General features: G+C 51.5%; 13 protein-coding genes. 9 read left to right on the top strand and 4 right to left on the bottom strand.

Annotation, left to right across the window (positions count from 1 at the left end):
• Window positions 1-395 precede the first annotated feature (395 nt).
• The 4 genes from CAG64_RS08515 (at window position 396) to CAG64_RS08530 (ending at window position 4,619) form a co-directional block, all read left to right on the top strand.
• Window positions 396-2,366 carry a replication initiator protein RctB domain-containing protein gene (locus tag CAG64_RS08515; protein WP_161488892.1) on the top strand — a complete coding sequence of 657 codons (1,971 nt, stop codon included), beginning with the start codon at window positions 396-398 and terminating at the stop codon, window positions 2,364-2,366.
• An 849-nt stretch (window positions 2,367-3,215) separates the two neighbouring features.
• On the top strand, window positions 3,216-3,413 hold the full coding sequence (locus CAG64_RS08520) for a PA3496 family putative envelope integrity protein (RefSeq protein ID WP_161488893.1): 198 nt from the start codon (window positions 3,216-3,218) through the stop codon (window positions 3,411-3,413).
• A 135-nt stretch (window positions 3,414-3,548) separates the two neighbouring features.
• Window positions 3,549-3,758: a DUF3283 family protein gene (locus CAG64_RS08525; protein WP_021706729.1), complete on the top strand. Its 210-nt coding sequence runs from the start codon at window positions 3,549-3,551 to the stop codon at window positions 3,756-3,758.
• 144 nt (window positions 3,759-3,902) lie between these two features.
• Window positions 3,903-4,619 (top strand): YebC/PmpR family DNA-binding transcriptional regulator, encoded by a 717-nt coding sequence (locus CAG64_RS08530; protein WP_161453577.1) that lies wholly within the window; start codon window positions 3,903-3,905, stop codon window positions 4,617-4,619.
• A 132-nt stretch (window positions 4,620-4,751) separates the two neighbouring features.
• Here CAG64_RS08530 and CAG64_RS08535 read toward each other — a convergent pair whose 3' ends face one another.
• The 3 genes from CAG64_RS08535 to CAG64_RS08545 form a co-directional block, all read right to left on the bottom strand.
• Window positions 4,752-6,413, bottom strand: a complete 1,662-nt coding sequence (locus CAG64_RS08535; protein ID WP_161453576.1) for a methyl-accepting chemotaxis protein — start codon at window positions 6,411-6,413, stop codon at window positions 4,752-4,754.
• Window positions 6,414-6,633: 220 nt separating this feature from the next.
• The gene (locus tag CAG64_RS08540; RefSeq protein ID WP_161488894.1) at window positions 6,634-7,026 is read right to left on the bottom strand and encodes a thiol-disulfide oxidoreductase DCC family protein; all 393 of its coding nucleotides are present in this window, start codon (window positions 7,024-7,026) and stop codon (window positions 6,634-6,636) included.
• Window positions 7,027-7,054: 28 nt separating this feature from the next.
• The gene (locus tag CAG64_RS08545) at window positions 7,055-7,834 is read right to left on the bottom strand and encodes a DUF4344 domain-containing metallopeptidase (protein WP_161453574.1); all 780 of its coding nucleotides are present in this window, start codon (window positions 7,832-7,834) and stop codon (window positions 7,055-7,057) included.
• Window positions 7,835-8,044: 210 nt separating this feature from the next.
• On the opposite strand from CAG64_RS08545, the gene CAG64_RS08550 reads away from it, so the two are divergent.
• From CAG64_RS08550 to CAG64_RS08560, 3 genes are all read left to right on the top strand, one after another.
• A complete protein-coding gene (locus tag CAG64_RS08550; RefSeq protein WP_161488895.1) occupies window positions 8,045-8,671 on the top strand; it encodes a CatB-related O-acetyltransferase in 627 nt (208 codons plus the stop codon).
• A 70-nt stretch (window positions 8,672-8,741) separates the two neighbouring features.
• Entirely contained in the window at window positions 8,742-9,098 is a 357-nt protein-coding gene (locus CAG64_RS08555; protein ID WP_021706723.1) for a YibL family ribosome-associated protein, read from the top strand.
• Window positions 9,099-9,554: 456 nt separating this feature from the next.
• Window positions 9,555-12,113: a hypothetical protein gene (locus CAG64_RS08560; protein ID WP_161488896.1), complete on the top strand. Its 2,559-nt coding sequence runs from the start codon at window positions 9,555-9,557 to the stop codon at window positions 12,111-12,113.
• Window positions 12,114-12,181: 68 nt separating this feature from the next.
• On the opposite strand, the gene malT is transcribed toward CAG64_RS08560, so the two are convergent.
• Entirely contained in the window at window positions 12,182-14,890 is a 2,709-nt protein-coding gene (malT, locus tag CAG64_RS08565) for an HTH-type transcriptional regulator MalT (protein ID WP_161488897.1), read from the bottom strand.
• A 538-nt stretch (window positions 14,891-15,428) separates the two neighbouring features.
• Here malT and CAG64_RS08570 point away from each other — a divergent pair.
• Both CAG64_RS08570 and malQ read left to right on the top strand, forming a co-directional pair.
• Window positions 15,429-17,882 carry a glycogen/starch/alpha-glucan phosphorylase gene (locus tag CAG64_RS08570; protein ID WP_161488898.1) on the top strand — a complete coding sequence of 818 codons (2,454 nt, stop codon included), beginning with the start codon at window positions 15,429-15,431 and terminating at the stop codon, window positions 17,880-17,882.
• Window positions 17,883-17,995: 113 nt separating this feature from the next.
• Window positions 17,996-20,176: a 4-alpha-glucanotransferase gene (gene malQ / locus CAG64_RS08575; protein ID WP_161488899.1), complete on the top strand. Its 2,181-nt coding sequence runs from the start codon at window positions 17,996-17,998 to the stop codon at window positions 20,174-20,176.
• Window positions 20,177-20,354: the final 178 nt, after the last annotated feature.

Raw genomic sequence — 20,354 nt, forward strand, 5'->3', positions numbered from 1 at the left:
ATCATGTCACAAAGAAAAGAGAATCCATCAGAGCTTGTGGATAACATGTGACAATGCGATGATCATGTTTCGGGAAATACGTTGATCATGATTACGAGATGCTGATGATCATGTTTCAGAACGATTTTGATCATGCTTTCAAACAGTTAATGATCATGCTTTCTGGACTACGTTGATCATGCTTCTGACGAAGCTATTTTTTTCTTTATAAAAAACATAACGTTATAAGCAACCAGAGCGTCAGATCATTAGATCACATAATCAATATAGATCAGAATAAACAAATAGATCAGTTATTTAAGAGCCATAATTTTTTCTTTATTTATGATCTTTTTTTCTTTATTCTTCCAGAACTATAGCGATATTACGGCCAATGTGACACGGATCTAATTAGAATGAGTTCGCAAGAGAAAGTATTGATCAAGGCGCCTCGCAGCCATAAAGACGGTCACCTGTTTGAAGTGTCAGAAACCGCCGTTGACTGGATCGAGCAATACCAACATTTCAAAGGCGTAACAAAAAGTATCGTCGAACTGTTAAATTTGATCTCATTGCGTGGATTTCGTAGCCAGGATGGTTTGGTTTCTACCACCGAACTGATTGATGCAACCGATGGCCAACTAACTCGCGCTGCGATTCAACAACGTTTGCGTGCTGCTGTTGGTGTGGGCTTGTTTACGCAAATCCCGGTGAAGTTTGAAGAAGGTCTGGCGGGCAAAACCATGTTGCATCGCTTTGTGAACCCGAACCAGTTGATCTCCGCACTTGGCGCCACCAGCCTGGTAACAGAATCAGTGAAACAGACAGAGAAGAAAAAACGCTCCAAAGCGCTGGCTCAAACTCAGGTCAACAAACGGCTGCTGAACGAACACGGTTTATATACGCCACCGGCCATGAAAGATGAAGCGGATCAGTTCGTCGTTTCTCCTACCAATTGGGCCGGGATCATTGATCAGGCGCTGGCCCCACCGAGAACGCGAAAACACTACCAGAAATCCATGGTGTCGATCTCTGGAACTCGCGCGGTGATCGAAACACGATCGTCGAAAAACATCATGACGGTGGACGATCTGATGACGCTGTTCGCTTTGTTTACGCTAACCGTTCAGTATCATGATCATCATCAGGAAGGCTATCAGCTTGATGCCAGACAGGTTCCCAACAAAACGCCGTTGTACATCACGGATATTTTGTCGTTGCGTGGTAAAAAAGACAGCGGACCAGCACGCGATTCTATCCGTGACAGTATCGAGCGCATTGAATACACCGATTTTCAGTTGCATGAACTGACCGGTCGCTGGCTAAGCGAAAACATGCCAGAAGGCTTTAAGAGCGATCGTTTTCGTTTTTTGGCCCGGACCATTACCGCATCGGAAGAAGCCCCTACAGAGGGCGCTGACGGCGAAATTCGCATTAAACCGAACCTTTACATTCTGGTCTGGGAACCTTCGTTTTATGAAGAGCTGCTGACGCGTGACTACTTTTTCCTATTTCCACCGGAAATTCTGAAGCAGCACACACTGGTCTTCCAACTTTATTCGTATTTCCGTAGTCGTATGGTGCGCCGTCATACGGACGTGATGCTGCTGAGCGAACTCAATCAGAAACTGGCTCGCAATATTGAATGGCGCCGCTTCTCGATGGATCTGATCCGCGAGCTGAAAAAGTTGTCGGAAGGGAAGGGGAGTGAGGATCTTTTCGTGGTCAACTTATGGGGCTACCATCTGACGATCACCACGATGATCGAAAAAGAGAAGATCGTCGACTACCAGGTGGACATTAAGTGCGATGTGGAAGAAGTGCTGCGTTACTCACGCGCTCGCACCACCAATGCGGGTAAGCGTAATATGGCGCCGACGCTGCCTAACCCGCTGCGCAATGAGATGGTGTCAAAACAGAAGCTTGATGAGCTGTCTCAGATCATTGATGGCGAGTTTGAACCGATCCAACGTAAAGCGCCCTCACCAAAAGGCAAATTGGGACGTCGGGTTAAGTTGCGCAAGCATCTGGTGGAAATTAATGCCGATGAGATCACCATCACGTTATCCAAGTATACCTCTCCAGAAGCTCTGGAACGCAGTATAACGGCCTTAGCGGCAATGACCGGTCATACCCCTAATTCGATTAAAGACGAGTGTTGTGAGCTTATAGAGAAGCTGGATTGGCTACGTGTCGATGACAATGTTATTCCTTACGAAACGCTGAGTAAGATGGTCGAGCTGTACAATGGCCAGAGTGAGAACAAACATCTGTCGATTGAACGCCTGATTGCGGGTCTGGCGGTAAGACGCAAAGTGTGCAAACAAGTGTACGACGGGCACCTGGATGAAATGGTGTTTCGGGCATTGGATGAAGTCGCGGTGTAAAGTGTGGACAGGGTATCGGCAACGGTTTGAAGCAGAATCACCGATTGAACAAACCTACTACATTCCCCTGACATAACGATGACATTATCAATGCCGGAGCTGACTATAGTTAACCACGAATAGACAACCTTTTGTCCTTTCTGATGAATTAATAGATTGGCTCATATTGTTACATTCATTCTGAATATGTTTGCGAGTTCGTTAGAACTCGCTTTTTTTTGCCTGTAATTTGTCCCGCCGCACTTATCATCTGTCAAGCCTCACTGAACTTTCTGTCCTGGTTACTCCTTGATCATGCTTACGTGAACATCCGTGCTGAGTTTATTCGTAACAACGATCACGCCTCGTTCCTTGATCATTGTTCCGAAGTCATATGATCCAACCTCTCTGTCCCTTTCAACTGGCACAATGGATCCGTGGTGTGACCGTCATTACGGGAGTGATGGAGCAATCTAGCGCTTTGGCAGAACACGCAAGTATGGGGGGGGGGGGATAAGAATCTCTTGATCATGCTTTCAGAGGTAACCATGATCTGAGGGGGCTGTCTGATCAAGTGGGGAAAAAACGGCAACCATTCAGCGCCGTAATATTACGAACGTGATGTTCACCAGTCTAAAAGAAGCAGAAAGGGGGGGGAGTGAAATGAGAGCTGGATCAGACTCCATTTCGACGGCGTAATTCCTTAAATGTACTGCGACTACTGACCGGGAGCAAAGGTTAAATGAGGCAAATATAAATGCGCTGTCGGAATCATTACCGTAGTCACAGATTGACGCGATTGTGCTTAACAACAAATTGCCGCTTTGCTACAGATTAGGCGTCCCTTACATGGTTTGTTCGGAGGTATTTATGTCCATTAATTCAATTGACCATGATGATATGACCAACATTGCAACAAAGTGGGACTTCACGGAAGAAGTAGAAACACATAAACCCGTAAAAAGCGTGAAATCAGCAGAAGCTCGCCGCCGTATTGAGGCATTACGTGAGATCCGCGAAAGCGGCCTGACGATTGAAGAAGCCAAAGAGTTGGGCATACTGCACTGATGGAGAAACGCTGAATCCGGTTGAACCAGGGGTGGCTAACGGCCACCCTTGTTATTTTGCCGACAAAACCACTTAAAATATGATGACGCTGTGCTATATTGCGTGCCCAGTTGTCACACAGAGTCGGATAAAATCATGTCGATGAACCTTTCCCTACTGCCACCCGAGGAAAAGAACCGCATTGAGCTGGATAAGCAGGCGTCTTTTCTGGTGTGGAAACTGCGTGAAGCTAAAGGTGGTCCGGAAGAGATCACTGAACAGCTGAGAAAAATTCGTGATGAACAGGAAAAAATCTGGTTTGAAGAGTCCGTCGCGAAATACAAACAGATAATGGGCGTGGCCTGATCCGGAAAAGTTATTGCTGGTTCCCGATGGAACGTCATTTATTTTTCCAGATTCCGCGGCGTTGGTTATTCAACGAGGCAGAATTGAAAAGGTTCTGCTTTTTGCTAAAATCCCCGCGTTAAATTGAGAAGAGAGAACATCCCGATGGGAAGAAGTTTTGAAGTGCGCAAAGCCTCTATGGCGAAAACCCAAGGCGCAAAAATTAAAGTTTATTCCAAATACGGTAAAGAAATTTACATGTGCGCGAAGAATGGCGGTGCAGACCCAGACATGAACTTGTCACTTAAGCACCTGATCACAAAAGCGAAAAAAGACCAGGTACCAGCACACGTAATCGATAAAGCGATTGACAAAGCGACCGGCGGCGGCGGCGAAGACTACCAGCCAGCGCGTTACGAAGGATTTGCTCCGGGCGGCGCGAGCGTGATTGTTGACTGCTTGACCGACAACGGCAACCGTACTTTCCAGGATGTTCGTCAATGCTTTGTGAAGACTGGGGCGAAAATTGGCTCACCGGGTACTACTGCTCACATGTTCGATCACCAGGCGGTTTTCCAGTTTAAAGGTGACGATGAAGAAGCGATTCTGGAAGCTCTGATGATGGCCGACGTTGATGTTGCCGACATTGAGCTGGAAGATGGCGTGATCACGGTGTTTGCACCACACACCGAATTCTTCAAAGCGAAAACAGCGCTGAACGCTGAATTCCCGGATGTGACTCTGGATGTAGAAGAGATCACGTTCGTGCCGCAAAACCACACACCCGTCAGCGGTGAAGACGCAGAGAAATTCCAGAAATTCCTCGATCTTCTGGATGACTGTGATGACGTTCAGCAGGTGTATCACAACGCTGAACTGTAAGCTCTGTGCTTAATAAATAAAGGCTTCGCACTGCGAAGCCTTTTTTGTCTGTGTCTTTTCAAGCGTCTGCATGCTAGCCGGCAAAACTTGCTGCATGGGGCCGGCGCATTTTTTACACTGTAAATTCAGAGGTTAAACAGTAAATCGCGCCACCAAACCGTAGAGCTCGTTGGCACGTTGATTCAGTGTTTGGCTGCCCTGACGATTGTCGTTGGCCAGTTCCGCAGACTGACTGCTCTGCTCGGAAATCACCACAATGCGCTGAGAGATCTCCTGACCCACCAAACTCTGTTCTTCGGTGGCCGTCGCAATCAGCGAGTTCATGTCCATAATGGTTCCGATTGACTCCTGAATTTTGACCAGCGCTTCTGCGGCGGCGTGCGCTTCGGATACCGTACTGGCACCGCGCGCCTGGCTCGAATCCATCGCTTTCACTGCGTCGTCTGAGGCTGCTTTGAGTCGCTCGATCATATCGTGAATTTCACCGGTGCTGTCTTGTGTGCGGCTGGCCAGTTTACGGACTTCGTCGGCGACCACCGCAAAGCCACGGCCCTGTTCGCCAGCTCGCGCGGCTTCGATGGCGGCATTGAGCGCCAGCAGGTTCGTTTGCTCGGCAATATCCTGAATGACTTCCAAAGAGGAAGCGATATTCTGGACGTCGCCCTCCAAGCGTGAGATGACGCTGCTTGCCTCTGAGACTTCCTGTGCCAGTGCCTCGACGGAGCTAGCCGCAGCATTGACGATGCTTTGCGCATCTTTGGCACTGTCGTCGGCCTCTCGGGCCGACTGAGCGGCTTGGCTGGCATTGTTGGAGATTTCCTGAGCCGTGGTGGTCATCTCTGTCATCGCGGTCGCGACTTGCTCGGTTTCTTCGCGTTGACCAGACGCCAGTTCATCAACTTGAGCGGCGCGGTGTGTCATGCTGTTGGTTTCACTGACGACTTGCTGACCAACATCGCTGACGCTGCGGATGATGTTCTGCAGGCTATGTACGAACTGGTTGAAATTGCCGCTCAGACGTGAGAATTCCGGGGCATTGAAGTTTTCCATGCGCGCGGTCAGGTCAGCCTCGCCACTGGCAAATGAACTGATTGAGCGATCAAACAGTTCAAGCGGCTTCATGATGCTGCGGTTGATCATCACTGCAAACACCCCGACGGCTGCCGCAATCACAATACTGAATAAGGCTATTGCGGCCAGCGTTTCGGTCAGCGCTTGTTCTGCGGCTTGCTCCATGTCGGTGATGATGGCGTCAATGTCATCAGTATAAAAGCCGGTACCCAGCATCAGGTCCCACTGAGGGATATAGATGGAATAACTGAGTTTCGGCAGGGCTTCTGTCTGACCAGGTTTGGGAAAGTAGTAGGTGGTGTACTTGCCGATTTTGGCATTTTTCAGCAGATCCTGGATCAGGTAGTTGCCTTGCTTATCCTGCAGATCATAGAAATTTTCACCAATGCCGTTGTCGTTTTTACCCACCAGAATACGTGTGCCTTTGGAGTCGTAACCGAAGATATAGCCGCTGCTGCCAAATTCCAGTTCGCGTAAAATGGGCAGGGCTTCTTGTAAAGAGGCACCGCGGTTAAGTAACGGCGTGACGGCGGATTTCGCCATTTGCACATAATTGTTCAGCTCCGCTTTTTTCATTTCCATCATGTTCAAGCGGGTTTGTTCGGTTTGCTGTTGGTTCAGCTCGGTGGTTTTGATGTAGGTAAAGCTCATCATGCCGAGTGCGATGATAAGCAGGGGCACGATCGACAGCACGTACAAGCGTTTGCGAATGGTCAGACTCATAGCGACTTCCTCTGAAAGTAATAATCCGCATCGACTCAGCAGCGCGGTCGCGACAATAGCCTGTCTCACTACACATCCACAAAGGTGTTATGTAATTAGGTTTCTACGTGTCAGTGATTGGAGCCATCTGCTGGTCGATACATATAGGCCTGATCAATATTAGCGACACTTTGATGGCAAAAATGTGAATAATGATAGTTTTGTAACTATTTGTTGATGGTCAGAGCTGTTTTTTGCACTGACCTTGCTGACAACGTGCGCGTCCGGTCAGCCAACGAGAGAGGGGATAGCGGTTGGCAGCGAACTTAAGGTACGCCCAGTCCGCCAGAGGTCGCAACCACCGCCAGCGTAGCGGGGCATACCACCCGCCTTTTCCGACCAACTGCCAGGCGCGGTGCATCGCGTCCAGTCCCAGTAGCAATGTGCCGTCAGCGGTGACGCCATGCAGAATGTCAGACGCCGATTGAGCGTCAATATGTGGGTAGTTGGCGAAATCCGGCGTGTGAATGTCGACCAGCAGCAGGCGCTGGTGCTGATCGTTGCGCGTCAATCGCTGCATTTCGCTCACACACAACGGGCAGTGCCCATCGTAAAACAGGATCAGTTCAGTCATGGATGCGCCTCCGTTGGTCATTTATACGTTATTTCTGCTCGGGCGATCGCGCAGAAGACAAATAGTGATGCCAATTCCGATTCACCCGCTCGAATTGATAAATGCAGAAATCTTTCCGATCCTGCAAATAATCATTTTCCACTTCATCGAGTAAGTGTTGGTAACCACTCGGATCACTGCCGTACACCAGACATAGGGTCGAGAAGTAGCGTTGCAGATCAAAGCTGTGTTCGTCAATGTATTCGCCAAAATCGTAATAGTCGGGACGAAACTCGGACTCAAAGGCGAACATATCGGCGGCGCTGATCGCCATGTCTTGCCCCTCACTGACGTAATTGATCATCATCAGGGTCGCAAAATTGTCAACCGCGTCTTCTTCTTTACCCAGAACCGGAATGTCGTTTTCAGCAATGAACGCGTGGCCGACTTCGTGCAGCAGAGTATGCAGCAGCGTGTCCTGAGCCCCCTGGCGCGCCGAACGACCATAGCGTTTTTCGTAGTCATTGTTGCTGAAATAGTCGAGTGAGTCCTGATAGAAGCGATACGGGACATGAATAACATGCTGTTGTGGATCGTACAACGGCCCCTCGCTGCTGCCATACACTATGGTCAGCGGATCCTGAAAACGGAAGTAGCGTTCAGACAGCTCCACAACAATTTGGTTAATGCCGCTGCGTTGAATATCCGTTTTTAACGCCTGCTCGTGCTCTTTCAACGGCGGCAGATAATCGATGATCAGTTTTGGTCCGGCCTGCGCTGTAGAGGTCAGTGCCAATGAAGATAAAAGGAAAAAGGGCGCCGTGTGCATCCGCTGAAAACCACAACAATGGATTGGACAAATAGTGTGACACAATTGAGGTGGTTTGCGCTATTCTGTAGCGCGAAGTGGATCCGGAAAGTTGGCAATGAACCCGTTATTGAAGCAACCACGCGTGCAGTAAACATTACTCTGCCGAACGTCTGAGTAATGTCACGAAAATCGTTCCGTGACAGTGATCTGAAACTTGAAGGAATTGTCATGACACAAAAACATTGGTCAAAAATTCAATTGTTGCACCAGGTGGTGCAAAATCCGAACATTCATATCAAAGGCACCCACAGCTACTACAGCGATTGCTGGGACCAGGGTTTCGAGCGCTCTGTGGTTCGCTACCTGTTTGGGGATGAAGTCAGCCGAGACTGGCAGCCGAAATGGCCGGTCGATCAGCTCTACATTGGTGATTACGTCTGCATTGCCGCGGAAAGTGTGATCCTGATGGGCGGGAATCATAACCATCGCAGCGAGTGGTTCTGTCTGTATCCGTTTCTCGACGATATAGAACGTTCTTATCAGGGCAAAGGCGACACGATCATCGGGGATGGCGTGTGGATTGGTATGCGAGCGATGATCATGCCTGGCGTGACCATTGGCGAAGGCGCGGTGATAGCGGCCAACAGTGTGGTGGCCAAACACGTCGAGCCCTATGCGATTGTCGGCGGAAATCCGGCGAAACCTTTGCGCTACCGGTTTGAACCGGAAGTGCTTGAGAAACTGTTGGCGCTGGGGATCTACGATTGGTCGCCGGAAAAGTTTGACGCGCTGCGTCCGTACTTGTGCCAGAGTGACTGGTCGCTGCTGGAACGTGCGCTGGCTGATTTGAGTTAGTCCGCTATAATTTGGGCGCCGGGTCTGATAAACTCGGCGCCCTTTCATTTTCTGACAGAGACAAGAGATCATGAGTCTGAAAAACGATATTCAACACCATCACAATCGTCTGGATACGGCTAAACGTAAACTGGACAGCGCAAAGGCTCGTGGCGATCAGGAGATGATTACCAAGTTTACCGATGAAGTGGACCAACTGGCCAAGAAAATCAATTCGCTCAAGGGTAAGCAAGACTACAACATGAACAAAGAACGTAAGTCTTTGCTGGATATGCCATTCTCTCGTGAAATTACCAAAGAAGAACAGGCTGACCTAGGTAAGTTGAAAAAATCGGTCAAAGGTTTGGTGATTGTTCATCCCATGACCAAAATGGGCAAACAGCTGCGTTTGGATGTGATGACGGGCTTTGCTCCGAAAAAATTCTGATCACTCTCCCCATGTTTACAGTGTAAATACGGCCCGGACGTGCATGTGTCGTTCGGGCAAATTGGCATCGCTCTCTACTTTCCTGCCTCCCTTCCTGGTCCGTCTGACGGTTTGCGTTAATGCCCTCAGCGTTAAAGCGATGTGATAAACCTCTTGTTTGGCTCCCCTTCTGCCACCGTGTGGAATTCACGGTTGTTATTGCATATTAAAAACACATCGTTTTTGTTGTTTTTATCATTAATATCAATTTATTAGATATGACACGCAAACTGATTTGAATCGAGGACGACTGGCTCGCGAAAGCCACATTTACCGTTATTTGAACGTTGACGAGATTTGATATTTTTGTGAGGTGCACTCAAAAAAAATGCAACTCACTCACGGCGTTGAGTGGTTTGTCTGAATGCACGCCTCACAGAAAGAATGTTCATCGATGATTAATTATGGAGAAACAGGATGAATTCTCAACGTTCACTTTTGGCGGTGGCGATTGCTCTTGGGTTAGCGGCATGTGGTAGTGACAGTAGTGGCTCCGAAGCAGGAAATACGGACGGTGGGCAGAGCGCAACGTACTCGCTCAGTGCCAAAGCCGCAGACGGGTATTTAGTGGGTGCCAACGCGTGTCTGGATATCAATAACAACAAAGTTTGTGATGACGGTGAGCCTGCCGCCGTCACCGGAGACGGCGGCGAGTTTTCTCTCGATGCTCTGACGCAGACACAGCTTGAGCAAGGGGTTGTACTGATTGAAGTGGTGGCTGGACAAACCATAGACACCGACAACCCGGATGTGGTGCTGAGTCAGAGTTACACCCTGAGTGCTCCGCCGGGAGCGACGTTTGTCAGCCCGCTCACCACGTTAGTCCAGCATGAGATTGAAAACGGGCGCTCTCTGGAGCAGGCCACGGCAAGCGTTCAGGAAACGCTGGGACTGAGTCTGGATCTTGGCCGTGATTACATTGCGGCCAAGGCGTCAGCGGAGCTGACTGCTGAACAGCAAGCGGACTATGAGACGCTACATCGCGTGGCGCAGGTTACGGCTTCGATAATGGTGGAAAACCACGAGGGGCTGGCGCAAGTCGCGGCAGGGGAAGGCATCAGTGCGAAGGCGCTGGCGTCATTGATCAACGAAGAAGTCAGCCGGGTACTGACCACGGTGGTGAGTGAAATTGCGACGGCGGGTGATCAGTTTGCGGCGCACACGATCGCCTCCGGCATCAACCGTGATCATATTGGGTTGGATCGCTCGAACTTGGTGGAAAAGATCAAAGCGCATCAGGCTGACAAGCAAGCCGTTAGCGCGGATCTTGCGAAGCTGCTCTCGTCTGGTGGCCTGTATTGGCTGGACGGCGAAACTGCCGATCATGAGGCCCGCTCTGTACAGTATGGTAAGCTGTCGCTGAGCCGCGATGGCGAGGTGGAAGACGCTAAACAGGTTTTTGATTATGCCCGTGGGCAATTTGTACCCGCGGAGCCGAAAGGCGATCGCGGACAGATGGTACTGACAGATCAAGGCTGGAGCGCCGAGGACGACACGGCTGTCCAGGTTCGAGTGCTGGACGATAATGCACTGGAACTGGTGAAGGGCAGTTCGGTTCTGAATGAAATTATCACCGCCAAGCAGTTGAATGTCGGTGGCGTGAATGTGCGTACCCTGTTGCAAAGAGAGGGCGGTAACGGTGTCTGGGCGGATGTGTTGCCCACAACACTGACGTTCCCGGATAACATGAAAGCGTACCAACTCACCAGCAGCAACGCGAGTCACGGCTTTTACTCGTTTAATAAAGGCCGTTGGTGTGATGAAGCGCGAATGGCTGAACTCAACGGTATGTGTAATGGGCTCAGTGCCTTTAAAGATGGCCAGGATACCTGGCTGACCACGTTGGCCGCCACGGCCTCACAAGATGAGAGTAACCGCGCTGGCACGTTTGCGAATGCCGATCTGATCCCGATGGGCGGTGTGGCAACCGGAGGAGTGTATGCCCAACTGTTGAGTGACGGCCAAGTGGTGTACTACTCCATGCCTTGGGACTGGAGCACGCCGTATGCGCGCTACGACGCCACCGGCACCTGGCAAGATATTCGTGTCAATGGGGTTACTCTGCGAGAAGTGACACTGCCGGTTTCACTCGCTGCTCAGACCACTTGGAGTAACTTTAACTCTGCCGACAATAAAGCCTACCTGTCTGTGGTCGATGGTTTCGTGCGGGTTACACATTTTGTACAGGCGAACAGCGGCGGAGAGGAGTACGTGTTTGACCGTGAAGGGATGCGTTTTCTTCTCGACAATTACGCACAGCCGATGACATTACAGGCGTGTCTTGATGGATTGCCAGATGCCGGATATACGGCTCAGATCGGTGATCGGCAGGTGTACGCCGTACAGCGCTCAGTACCGTGGCAGAATGACGGCGCGATGACGGATTTTGTTTATCGTTTTGAGCATGCTGGCAGCCAGTTTTCCTGGTTGACCGACAGCAACGTGACGGGCTTGCCTGCCGCATTGGGTCAGGCTGGTCTGACCCAAACCGTGGTCACCGGCTATGATGCCAAAGGGAGCCACGTGTTTACTGAAGAGCAGTATCAGGACGCGGACTTTTTCTATGGTCTGAATGGACACGATCCGGTGCAAATCGAGCGGTGGGGCAGCGTTAAAGTGGTCTTGCCAGCACCAACCGGAAAAGAGCAGGTCAAACTGGGCGTGACGACCTCATACGGTCAGTTTGCGACGGTGACACTTGGCCAGATCCTGGACGCGGTGGAAGAGACGCCGGTTGAGCAACTGACATCACGCCGCTTTACCTATGGTGAGAAATATCTGGGTAGCGAGCGTGTCACCGTGGCTGCCGGCACGTTTGAAGCGTGTAAGGTGTACAGTGAAACCGTGTTCGCTGATGCAACGGACAAGGCGACGGTGTGGATGACGAACCGTGGTGTGGTGAAGCAGTGGCGCCAGGAACCTTCCTGGGAGGCGGAAATTCACATGCAGGCGACCAGTTTACCGGCTGTGCGTTAAGTTACCACGAGAGCAAAAAGCCAGCGTAATGGCTGGCTTTTTTGCTTTAAGGGTAGGGATGTTGCACGTCAAAAGCCCATCAATTGCAACAGATTTTCTGCGGTGCGGATCGCCTCTTTCCGGTTGGCGATATTGAGCTTCTGGTACAGGTTACGGATGTGGGTTTTGATTGTCGTTCCGGCCACATCCAGCTCCTGCGCAATCTGCTCATTACTGAAACCGGAGTAGATCAGACCGAGTACCTGCCACTCTCGCTGCGTCAGCGGGCTGGTGCGCACCAGTTCCGGAATATTCGGATGGTTGACCAGCTTTTCAACAAACTCCTCATCGAAATGCACAGAGCGGCTGCGCTGAGTGGTGGAGATGTCTTTCATCAACTGCTGAGCGCGGTGACGTTCGAGATCGCCGAGTTCGGCGCGGCTGGTAAGGCGTTCAAGCAGATGACCAATTTTGGCACCGTCGACGAGGAAATTACCGAGAATGCCGGTCTGGTTGGTCATCTCCAGTGCTTCTTTCAGCTTGCAGCGCGCTGTGTCTTCATCGCCACGGGTACTTGCCATGACGGCTTCAACGATCAGGTTGCGGTTGATGTCTGTCACCAACTGATATTCCTGCGCTTCCTGCTGCAAAAAGGCCAGTGTTTCTTCCGCCTTAGCAAATTCACCGAGATTGATGTAGGCGCGGGCAATATTGCGCCATTGCAGTTGGGTGAAGTGGTTGCAGGCTTTTTGTGGCCGGCTGGTGGTGGCCAGCCACTGCTGGATGGCATCAAGATCCCCGCGTGCCTGCCAGAACAAGATAAGCGACAGAGAGGCGTTGGCGGTCCAGTCCACGTGGTAGGTGGATTGCTTCATCAGGTGGACAATCTGATCGATGAATTTTGCGGCTTTGTCGAGTTCACCGCGGCCAATGGCGATACGCGCCAGCATCGAATAACTGTGCAGGTGTTTGCTGGGGTCGTGATTGCCAAGCACATCCAGACCTTTGTAAGCGCACTCTTCAGCTTCATCCAGACGGTTCCAGCACCACAGAATTTGAGCGCGGATGCGCAGCAGGAATTCGTGCAGTGGAACCTGTTGTAAGTGTTGCTCTTCAATCAGTTTAAAGGCGTTGTCTTGCACCTCATACGCGGCCTGAACGTAACCTTGCGCGATCAGAATTTCGCTTTGCTGCAGCATGGCCCACAGCGCCTGGTGGTAGACCTGATACTGACGCGCCAGTTTTTCGGTTTGTTGCATCATTGGCAGGGCGCGGCTGAGCTGCCCGAGCACGTGATTCACCTCGCCAACTACAGAGGTGGCGACAATGCGGCTGCGGTAGATGGTATTGTCCAGCTGACTGAGCGCCAGTTCAGCCAGCTCAAGTGCGTTTTCCGGTTCGTTCTGGTTGATGGCAACCTGAGCCCGCAACGCGTTGAACTCCCCTTGCTCTTTGGTACTGAGTACCACGTTAAACGCGCGCATCTGTTCATCGGCTTTGCGCAACAGATCACCGACATCATTGTAGCGGTGCTGACTTTGTGCCAGCCAGGCCTGCAACATACACAGTTTCGGTTCACTGTAGAGCTGCTCCGGGGTCAGGGACTCTATCGCCGCTTCCAGCGTTCGCAGTTCACCACCATTGAACATCTGCCAACCGTACTGGGTGACAATATCGGCCACCAGCTGTGAGTTGTCGGCTTTCTGAGCGTGACGCAACGCTTGATGGGGCGCATTTTGTGCCAACCAGGCGCTGGCAGCGGCTTTATGCAGCTCCAGCTCTTTTTGTGGCATGCGCGCCATGCGTTCGTGAGCGAGAAATTCGCCAAACAGATTGTGGAAGCGGTACCAGTTCTGTTCACCTTCCAGCGGGTGAATGAAGAGACCGAAACGGTTGAGCGATTCAATCATACTCAGGGCGTCATCGCGTCCGGTCAGGGCACAGACCAGCGCATCGTTAAAGTTGTCCAGTACCGAACACTGCATCAGAAACTGACGGGTTTCCAGATCCAGCAGATCAAACACCTCTTCGACCAAGTAGTCCCACAGATGCGCATTATTGAACTGGGAAACGGATTCCATCGACTGGATCAAGGTACGCTTTTGATGCTGCGCTTGTAATGCGATCAACTGCAACGCAGACGGCCAGCCCTCCACATAAGAGCGCAGGTTGTCGGCGGTGGTATCGTCAATCCCATCACTGACCCGTTGATTGAAAAAGCGGGTGGTTTCTTCGGTGTCAAATGCCAGCAATTCATGACCGATCTCGATCATCAGATCGCGGACACGCAAATTGGCGGTGCCTAAGGGAGGCGCTGCTCGACTGGTGACCACCAGCGTCAGATTATCCGGCATGTGCTTGAGGAAAAAGCGCATGGCTTCATGGATATCGTCGTCGGCAATCAGATGATAATCATCCAGTACCAGATAGCACTCCTGATGAAAGTCCGACATTTCACTGAACACTTCGCCAAACAGAGAGTGCGGCGAAGAGAACTGGCGTTTCTCCGCCAGTTTCTGCGCATTCGGGCAGGAAAAGTGGGTGGCTTTGTTCAGTGCCTGCAGCATGTAATTCATAAAGCGGAACGGGTCGTTGTCGCTTTCGTCGATGCTATACCAGCCGACATTCGGTTTGTCCGACAGCCACTGGGCTGCCATGGTGGTCTTACCGTACCCCGCTGGGGAGCGGAATAGCACCAGTTTATAGCAAGGTGCCTGCTGTAGCAGCTCGAGAACCCGCGGACGAACAATGGCGTTATGCAGCCGTCCCGGCCGGGTCAGTTTAGAAGGAATCCACATGGTTGAATTTCAGCCCCTAATTAAATCGGTCCTCAAGGTCAGTAGAACTATCTACTGACCGAATTATTAAGATGGTACTGGAAGTCGCTGGTGACGGTTATTGATCGAGGACGAGATTTTTGCTCGTTTCACAAAATTGGTGCTTCTACGCCCTGTAAATGTGAGTTTGGTCAAGTTTGTCTGGCTTTGAATCGTCCCTTTACGCCATTGGTTACACCGGTTTGGTGGTTGGCGATGCGAAATGACGCCTTAATATGTGATCTGTGTAGTATTCTGCTCATTTGTGTATTTTTCCTTCAACCTGCGCGTCACACTCTGAATGTATGCTCAATGCGTTGGTGTTGTGATCTGACTCACTGCTGCGTTTGTTCGATGGCGGCAGTTATGAGAGTTGGATCACTGAGTTGTGTTGTATCCGCCCTCTACGCCCTGAGCCCTCATCCTCCTCCTGCCAAAGTTTAGGAGGATGTTTCGATTGCACTGTCGATGCACGATACGTCTCAGATGGATTAAAACTAAAAGTAAGTGAGATTTCGTCATGAAACCTGCGCAACAGAAACACTTTGATAAAGCTTCTTTCCAAGCGAGCGTGAAAAAGCACCTTTCTGCGACCTACGCAACCACCGTTGAGCATGCGAACAGCCGGGCCTGGTATCTGGCTATGGGCCGTGCCTTAGCGGAAATGACCACCTTCGACATGCTGCAAACCGAACAAGACGACAAGATCCGTCATGCTAAGAGCGTGAACTACCTGTCGCTTGAGTTTCTGATCGGCCGTCTGACTGGCAATAACTTGATCAGCCTCGGATTGTACCAACAGATCACCGATGCTATGGCAGAGCTGGGGCAGAGCCTGACCGATCTGCTGGAGGAGGAACGTGATCCGTCACTCGGTAACGGTGGTCTGGGTCGTCTGGCGGCGTGTTTCATGGACTCGCTGGCAGCTCAGGAATTTCCGACCGTCGGTTACGGCCTTCACTATGAATACGGCCTGTTTAAGCAGTCGTTTAAACAGGGTCATCAACAAGAAGCACCGGATGCCTGGTGCGGGGTTGAGGGTTACCCGTGGGAAGTGGCGCGTCCGGATTTGGCGCAGGAAATCGGTTTCTACGGTCACGTGGATGTTTACCAGGAGAATGGCAAAGAGAAACGTCGCTGGGTACCGGGGATGTCTGTAAAAGCCATGCCGTGGGATCTGCCGATTGTCGGTTATGAAAGTGACACGGTGTACCCGCTGCGTTTGTGGGAATGTCAGGCGATCGCTCCTTTCTCGTTGGAGAGCTTTAACAATGGTAACTATTTTGAAGCGCAGCACGCCTTGATTGACGCGGGTAATATCACCAAAGTGCTGTACCCGAATGACAACCATGAAAAAGGCAAGACACTGCGTCTGATGCAGCAGTACTTCCACAGTGCTGCGTCGGTGCGTGATATCCTGCGTCGTCATGAAGAAGCAGGCCATACCCTGGCTTCGCTGCCGAAGTTTGAAACCATCCAACTGAACGATACACACCCGACGATTGCGATCCCAGAGCTGATGCGCATTCTGCTGGATGACAAATCGCTGTCATGGGAAGACGCGTGGGCGATCTGTTCTAAAACGTTTGCCTACACTAACCACACTTTGCTGCCTGAAGCACTGGAAACCTGGGACGAGTCTCTGATCCAGCGTCTGTTGCCGCGTCACATGGAAATCATTTACGAAATTAACCACCGCTTCTTGCAGGAAGTTCGGGCGAAATGGCCGGGCGATGTAGCCAAACAGCAAAAACTGTCGATCATTCAAGACGGTTTTCACCGAATGGTTCGCATGGCCAACTTGTGTGTGGTCGGCTCTTACGCAGTCAACGGTGTTGCGGCGCTCCACTCTGAACTGGTCAAACGTGACCTGTTCCCGGAATTTGATCAACTGTACCCAACCCGCCTGCAAAACGTGACCAACGGCATCACGCCGCGTCGCTGGCTCAAGTTCTGTAACCCAGGCCTGTCAGCTTTGATTTCAGAAAAGATTGGCGACCAGTGGCCAGCAGATTTGGATCAGCTGGAAGCGATCGCGCAGTACGCCGATGACACCAGATTCCAGCAACAGTTCATGGCGGTGAAGAAGCAGAACAAAGAGCGTCTGGCGAAATGGGTCAAAGACAACATGGGGATCGATCTTGATACTAATGCGATCTTTGATGTGCAAATCAAGCGTCTGCATGAATACAAACGTCAGCACCTGAATATGCTGCACATTCTGTCGCTCTACCACCGCTTGATCAACGATCCGGACTTTGACATGGCGCCGCGCGTGGTGTTTTTCGCGGCGAAAGCGGCACCGGGTTATCATCTGGCCAAAGAGATCATCTACGCCATCAACAAGATTGCCGATAAAGTGAACAACGATCCTCGTATCGGTGGCAAACTGAAAGTGGTGTTCGTTCCGGATTACCGCGTCAGCATGGCGGAAATCATCATTCCGGCGGCGGATGTGTCCGAACAAATTTCGACGGCGGGTAAAGAGGCTTCGGGTACCGGCAATATGAAGATGGCGCTCAACGGAGCATTGACGATAGGGACGATGGATGGTGCCAACGTTGAGATCCGCGAAGAAGTCGGCGATGACAACATCTACATTTTCGGTCTGGAAGTGGATCAGGTCGAAGCGCTGAAAGCGTCCGGCTACAACCCCTATGACTACTACAACGCGGACCCGTTGCTCAAAGCGTCGCTGGATCTGTTGCTGGGGGATGAATTTACTCCGGGCGAACCTGGCAAACTGAGAGCCACTTATGACAGCCTGCTCGACGGCGGCGATCCATATCTGGTGCTGGCGGACTTTGCCTCTTATGTTAAAGCGCATGAGGACATGGACAAACAGTACCGCGAACCGGCGGGCTGGGCGAAGAAAGCGATACTGAACACCGCATTGGTCGGCAAGTTCAGTTCCGACCGCAGTATTCGCGATTACGTGAATAACATCTGGAAACTGGAAGCGGTTCACCGTTAATCCAAATAAGCCAAGGCTCGAAGAGCCTTGGCTCTGTCACTTATAACGATACAACTGATCACAGATCATAACACCCTACATTTGAAGGTTATTGCAGTCCTTCGGAGAGAGCGATGAAAGAACATAATGCATTAAAACAAGTCGCTGAAATGGCGAGACTGGCCGACAGCTACGTGAGTGCGTGGGGAGACGAAGCGAAGGTTGAGGATGAAACTCTCCTTCGCTTGCTTGCGTCTTTGGGCTACGACACCACCAGCGACGATGCCCTGCTGAAATCTGCGGAGAAAAAACACCGCAAAGACGTGCTGGACCCGGTGCTGGTCCTGCGTGATGGTGAAGCGGTGGAAGTACCGCTGTACTTGGGCGTGAGTGCTCGTGAAAGCGAGTTCAGCTGGCGTCTGGAAACCGAGCAGGGAGAGGTACTTGAAGGCTATCTTCAGTCACAAATCGTTCGCGATGAACGCAATGAGGGTGGCCCTTTAGTGTTTGCATTGCCGGGGGATCTGGCGTGGGGCTACCACAAGCTGTTTATTTCCCGTAAGCGTCGTAAATCACCGTATGAAATGACGTTGATCATTGCTCCTCAAGCCTGCTACAAGCAGTCGCCGATGCTCACCGGCAAAAAAATGTGGGGACCGAGTGTGCAGCTGTACACCCTGCGTACTCAGCACAACTGGGGGATTGGCGATTTTGGCGACCTGAAACAGTTGGTGTCTGATATCGCATCACGCGGCGGTGACTTTGTCGGCCTCAACCCGATTCACTCCCTGTTTCCGGCGAATCCGGAAGGCGCGAGCCCGTACAGCCCGTCGTCACGTCGCTGGCTGAACATTCTGTACATTGATGTCAGCTCGGTGGCGGAGTTTGCGCTCAGTGCTGAAGCACAGCAGAAAGTCGGCAGTGCCGACTTCCAACAGCGTCTGCAAAAAGCCCGCGATTCACACTGGGTCAACTACACCGAAGTGGCGGCGCTGAAAATGAGCGTTCTGCCGATGTTGTTCGCCGAATTTAAAAAGCGTCATCTGGAGAAAAACAGCGATCGGGCCCGCGCGTTTCTGGCCTTTGTGGAAGAGGGCGGTGACAGCCTGCTGCATCAGGCGGCGTTTGATGCGCTGCATGCTGATTTGCATGCCCAGGACATGAGCGTCTGGGGCTGGCCGGTTTTTCCGGAAAAATACCGCCGCTTTGATAGCGTTGCGGTGCAGAAGTACATTGAAGAACATCAGGATCAGGTGCATCTGTATATGTACCTGCAGTGGGTAGCGGACACACAAATCAACGAAGCACAGCTGCTGGCAGAAGAAAAGGGGATGTCGGTTGGTTTGTATCGCGATCTGGCGGTGGGTGTGGCCGATTCCGGTGCTGAAACCTGGGCCGATGACGGTAATCTGATCCTTGACGCCAGCATCGGCGCGCCGCCGGATGTTCTGGGTCCTCTGGGTCAGAACTGGGGGTTGCCACCACTCAACCCGCAGGTGCTGCAGGAGACCGGTTACGATGCGTACATCAAGTTGCTGCGTGCCAATATGAAACATTGTGGCGCGTTGCGCATCGACCACGTGCTGGGTTTGCTGCGTTTGTGGTGGATTCCAAAAGGTGAAAACGCCACCAAAGGTGCGTACATCTACTACCCGGTCGAAGACATGTTGGCGATTCTGGCACTGGAATCTCACCGCCACCAGTGCAGCGTGATCGGTGAAGATTTAGGTACGGTGCCGGATGAAATCGTGGACATTCTACGTGACGCCGGAGTGCATTCGTACAAAGTGTTTTTCTTTGAAACTTCCAAAGAAGACGGCGGTTATATTTCTCCGAAGCATTATCCGGTGCAGTCGATGTCGGCACTGTGTACCCACGATATGCCGACTCTGCGTGGTTTCTGGCACTGTGACGATCTGAAAATGGGTCAGGAGCTGGGATTGTACCCAGATGAAGAGCAGCTCAAAGGTCTATTTGATGACCGCCTCAAGAGTAAGCAGGGGATCTTGGACTCGGTGGCGGGGCACGACAATTTGCCATCCGGTATTGGCCGCGATGCGCAGTTCGTGCCGATGGATAACTACCTGGCGGAAGCGCTGCAATTGCACGTGGCATCTGGCGCATCAACATTGCTCAGCGTTCAGTTGGAAGACTGGCTTGAAATGGACAAGCCAGTCAACATTCCAGGAACGGTGAACGAGTATCCGAACTGGCGTCGCAAACTGTCGATGAATCTCGACGAAGTGTTCGCCAAGCCGGAAGTCAATCGAATCGCTCAGCGTTTGACCGACGTGCGCACCAGCGCGTCTAAGTAACCCCCAACTGGCAGGGAGGCGCTGCTTGGCAAATCCCTGTTGGTTTCCGCCAGATGGGCAATTTCCTCTGGTGACAGGCGGTGAGATGGAAAAATATCGGCTGTGTCACTCAATGCGTGCACTGACTTCGATAAGATAGACAAACGCTAGATAAGCCCGCTAAATAGCGGGCTTTTTA

The organism is Vibrio sp. V38_P2S17PM301 (assembly GCF_009904845.1).
GTDB classification, from domain to species: domain Bacteria; phylum Pseudomonadota; class Gammaproteobacteria; order Enterobacterales; family Vibrionaceae; genus Vibrio; species Vibrio proteolyticus.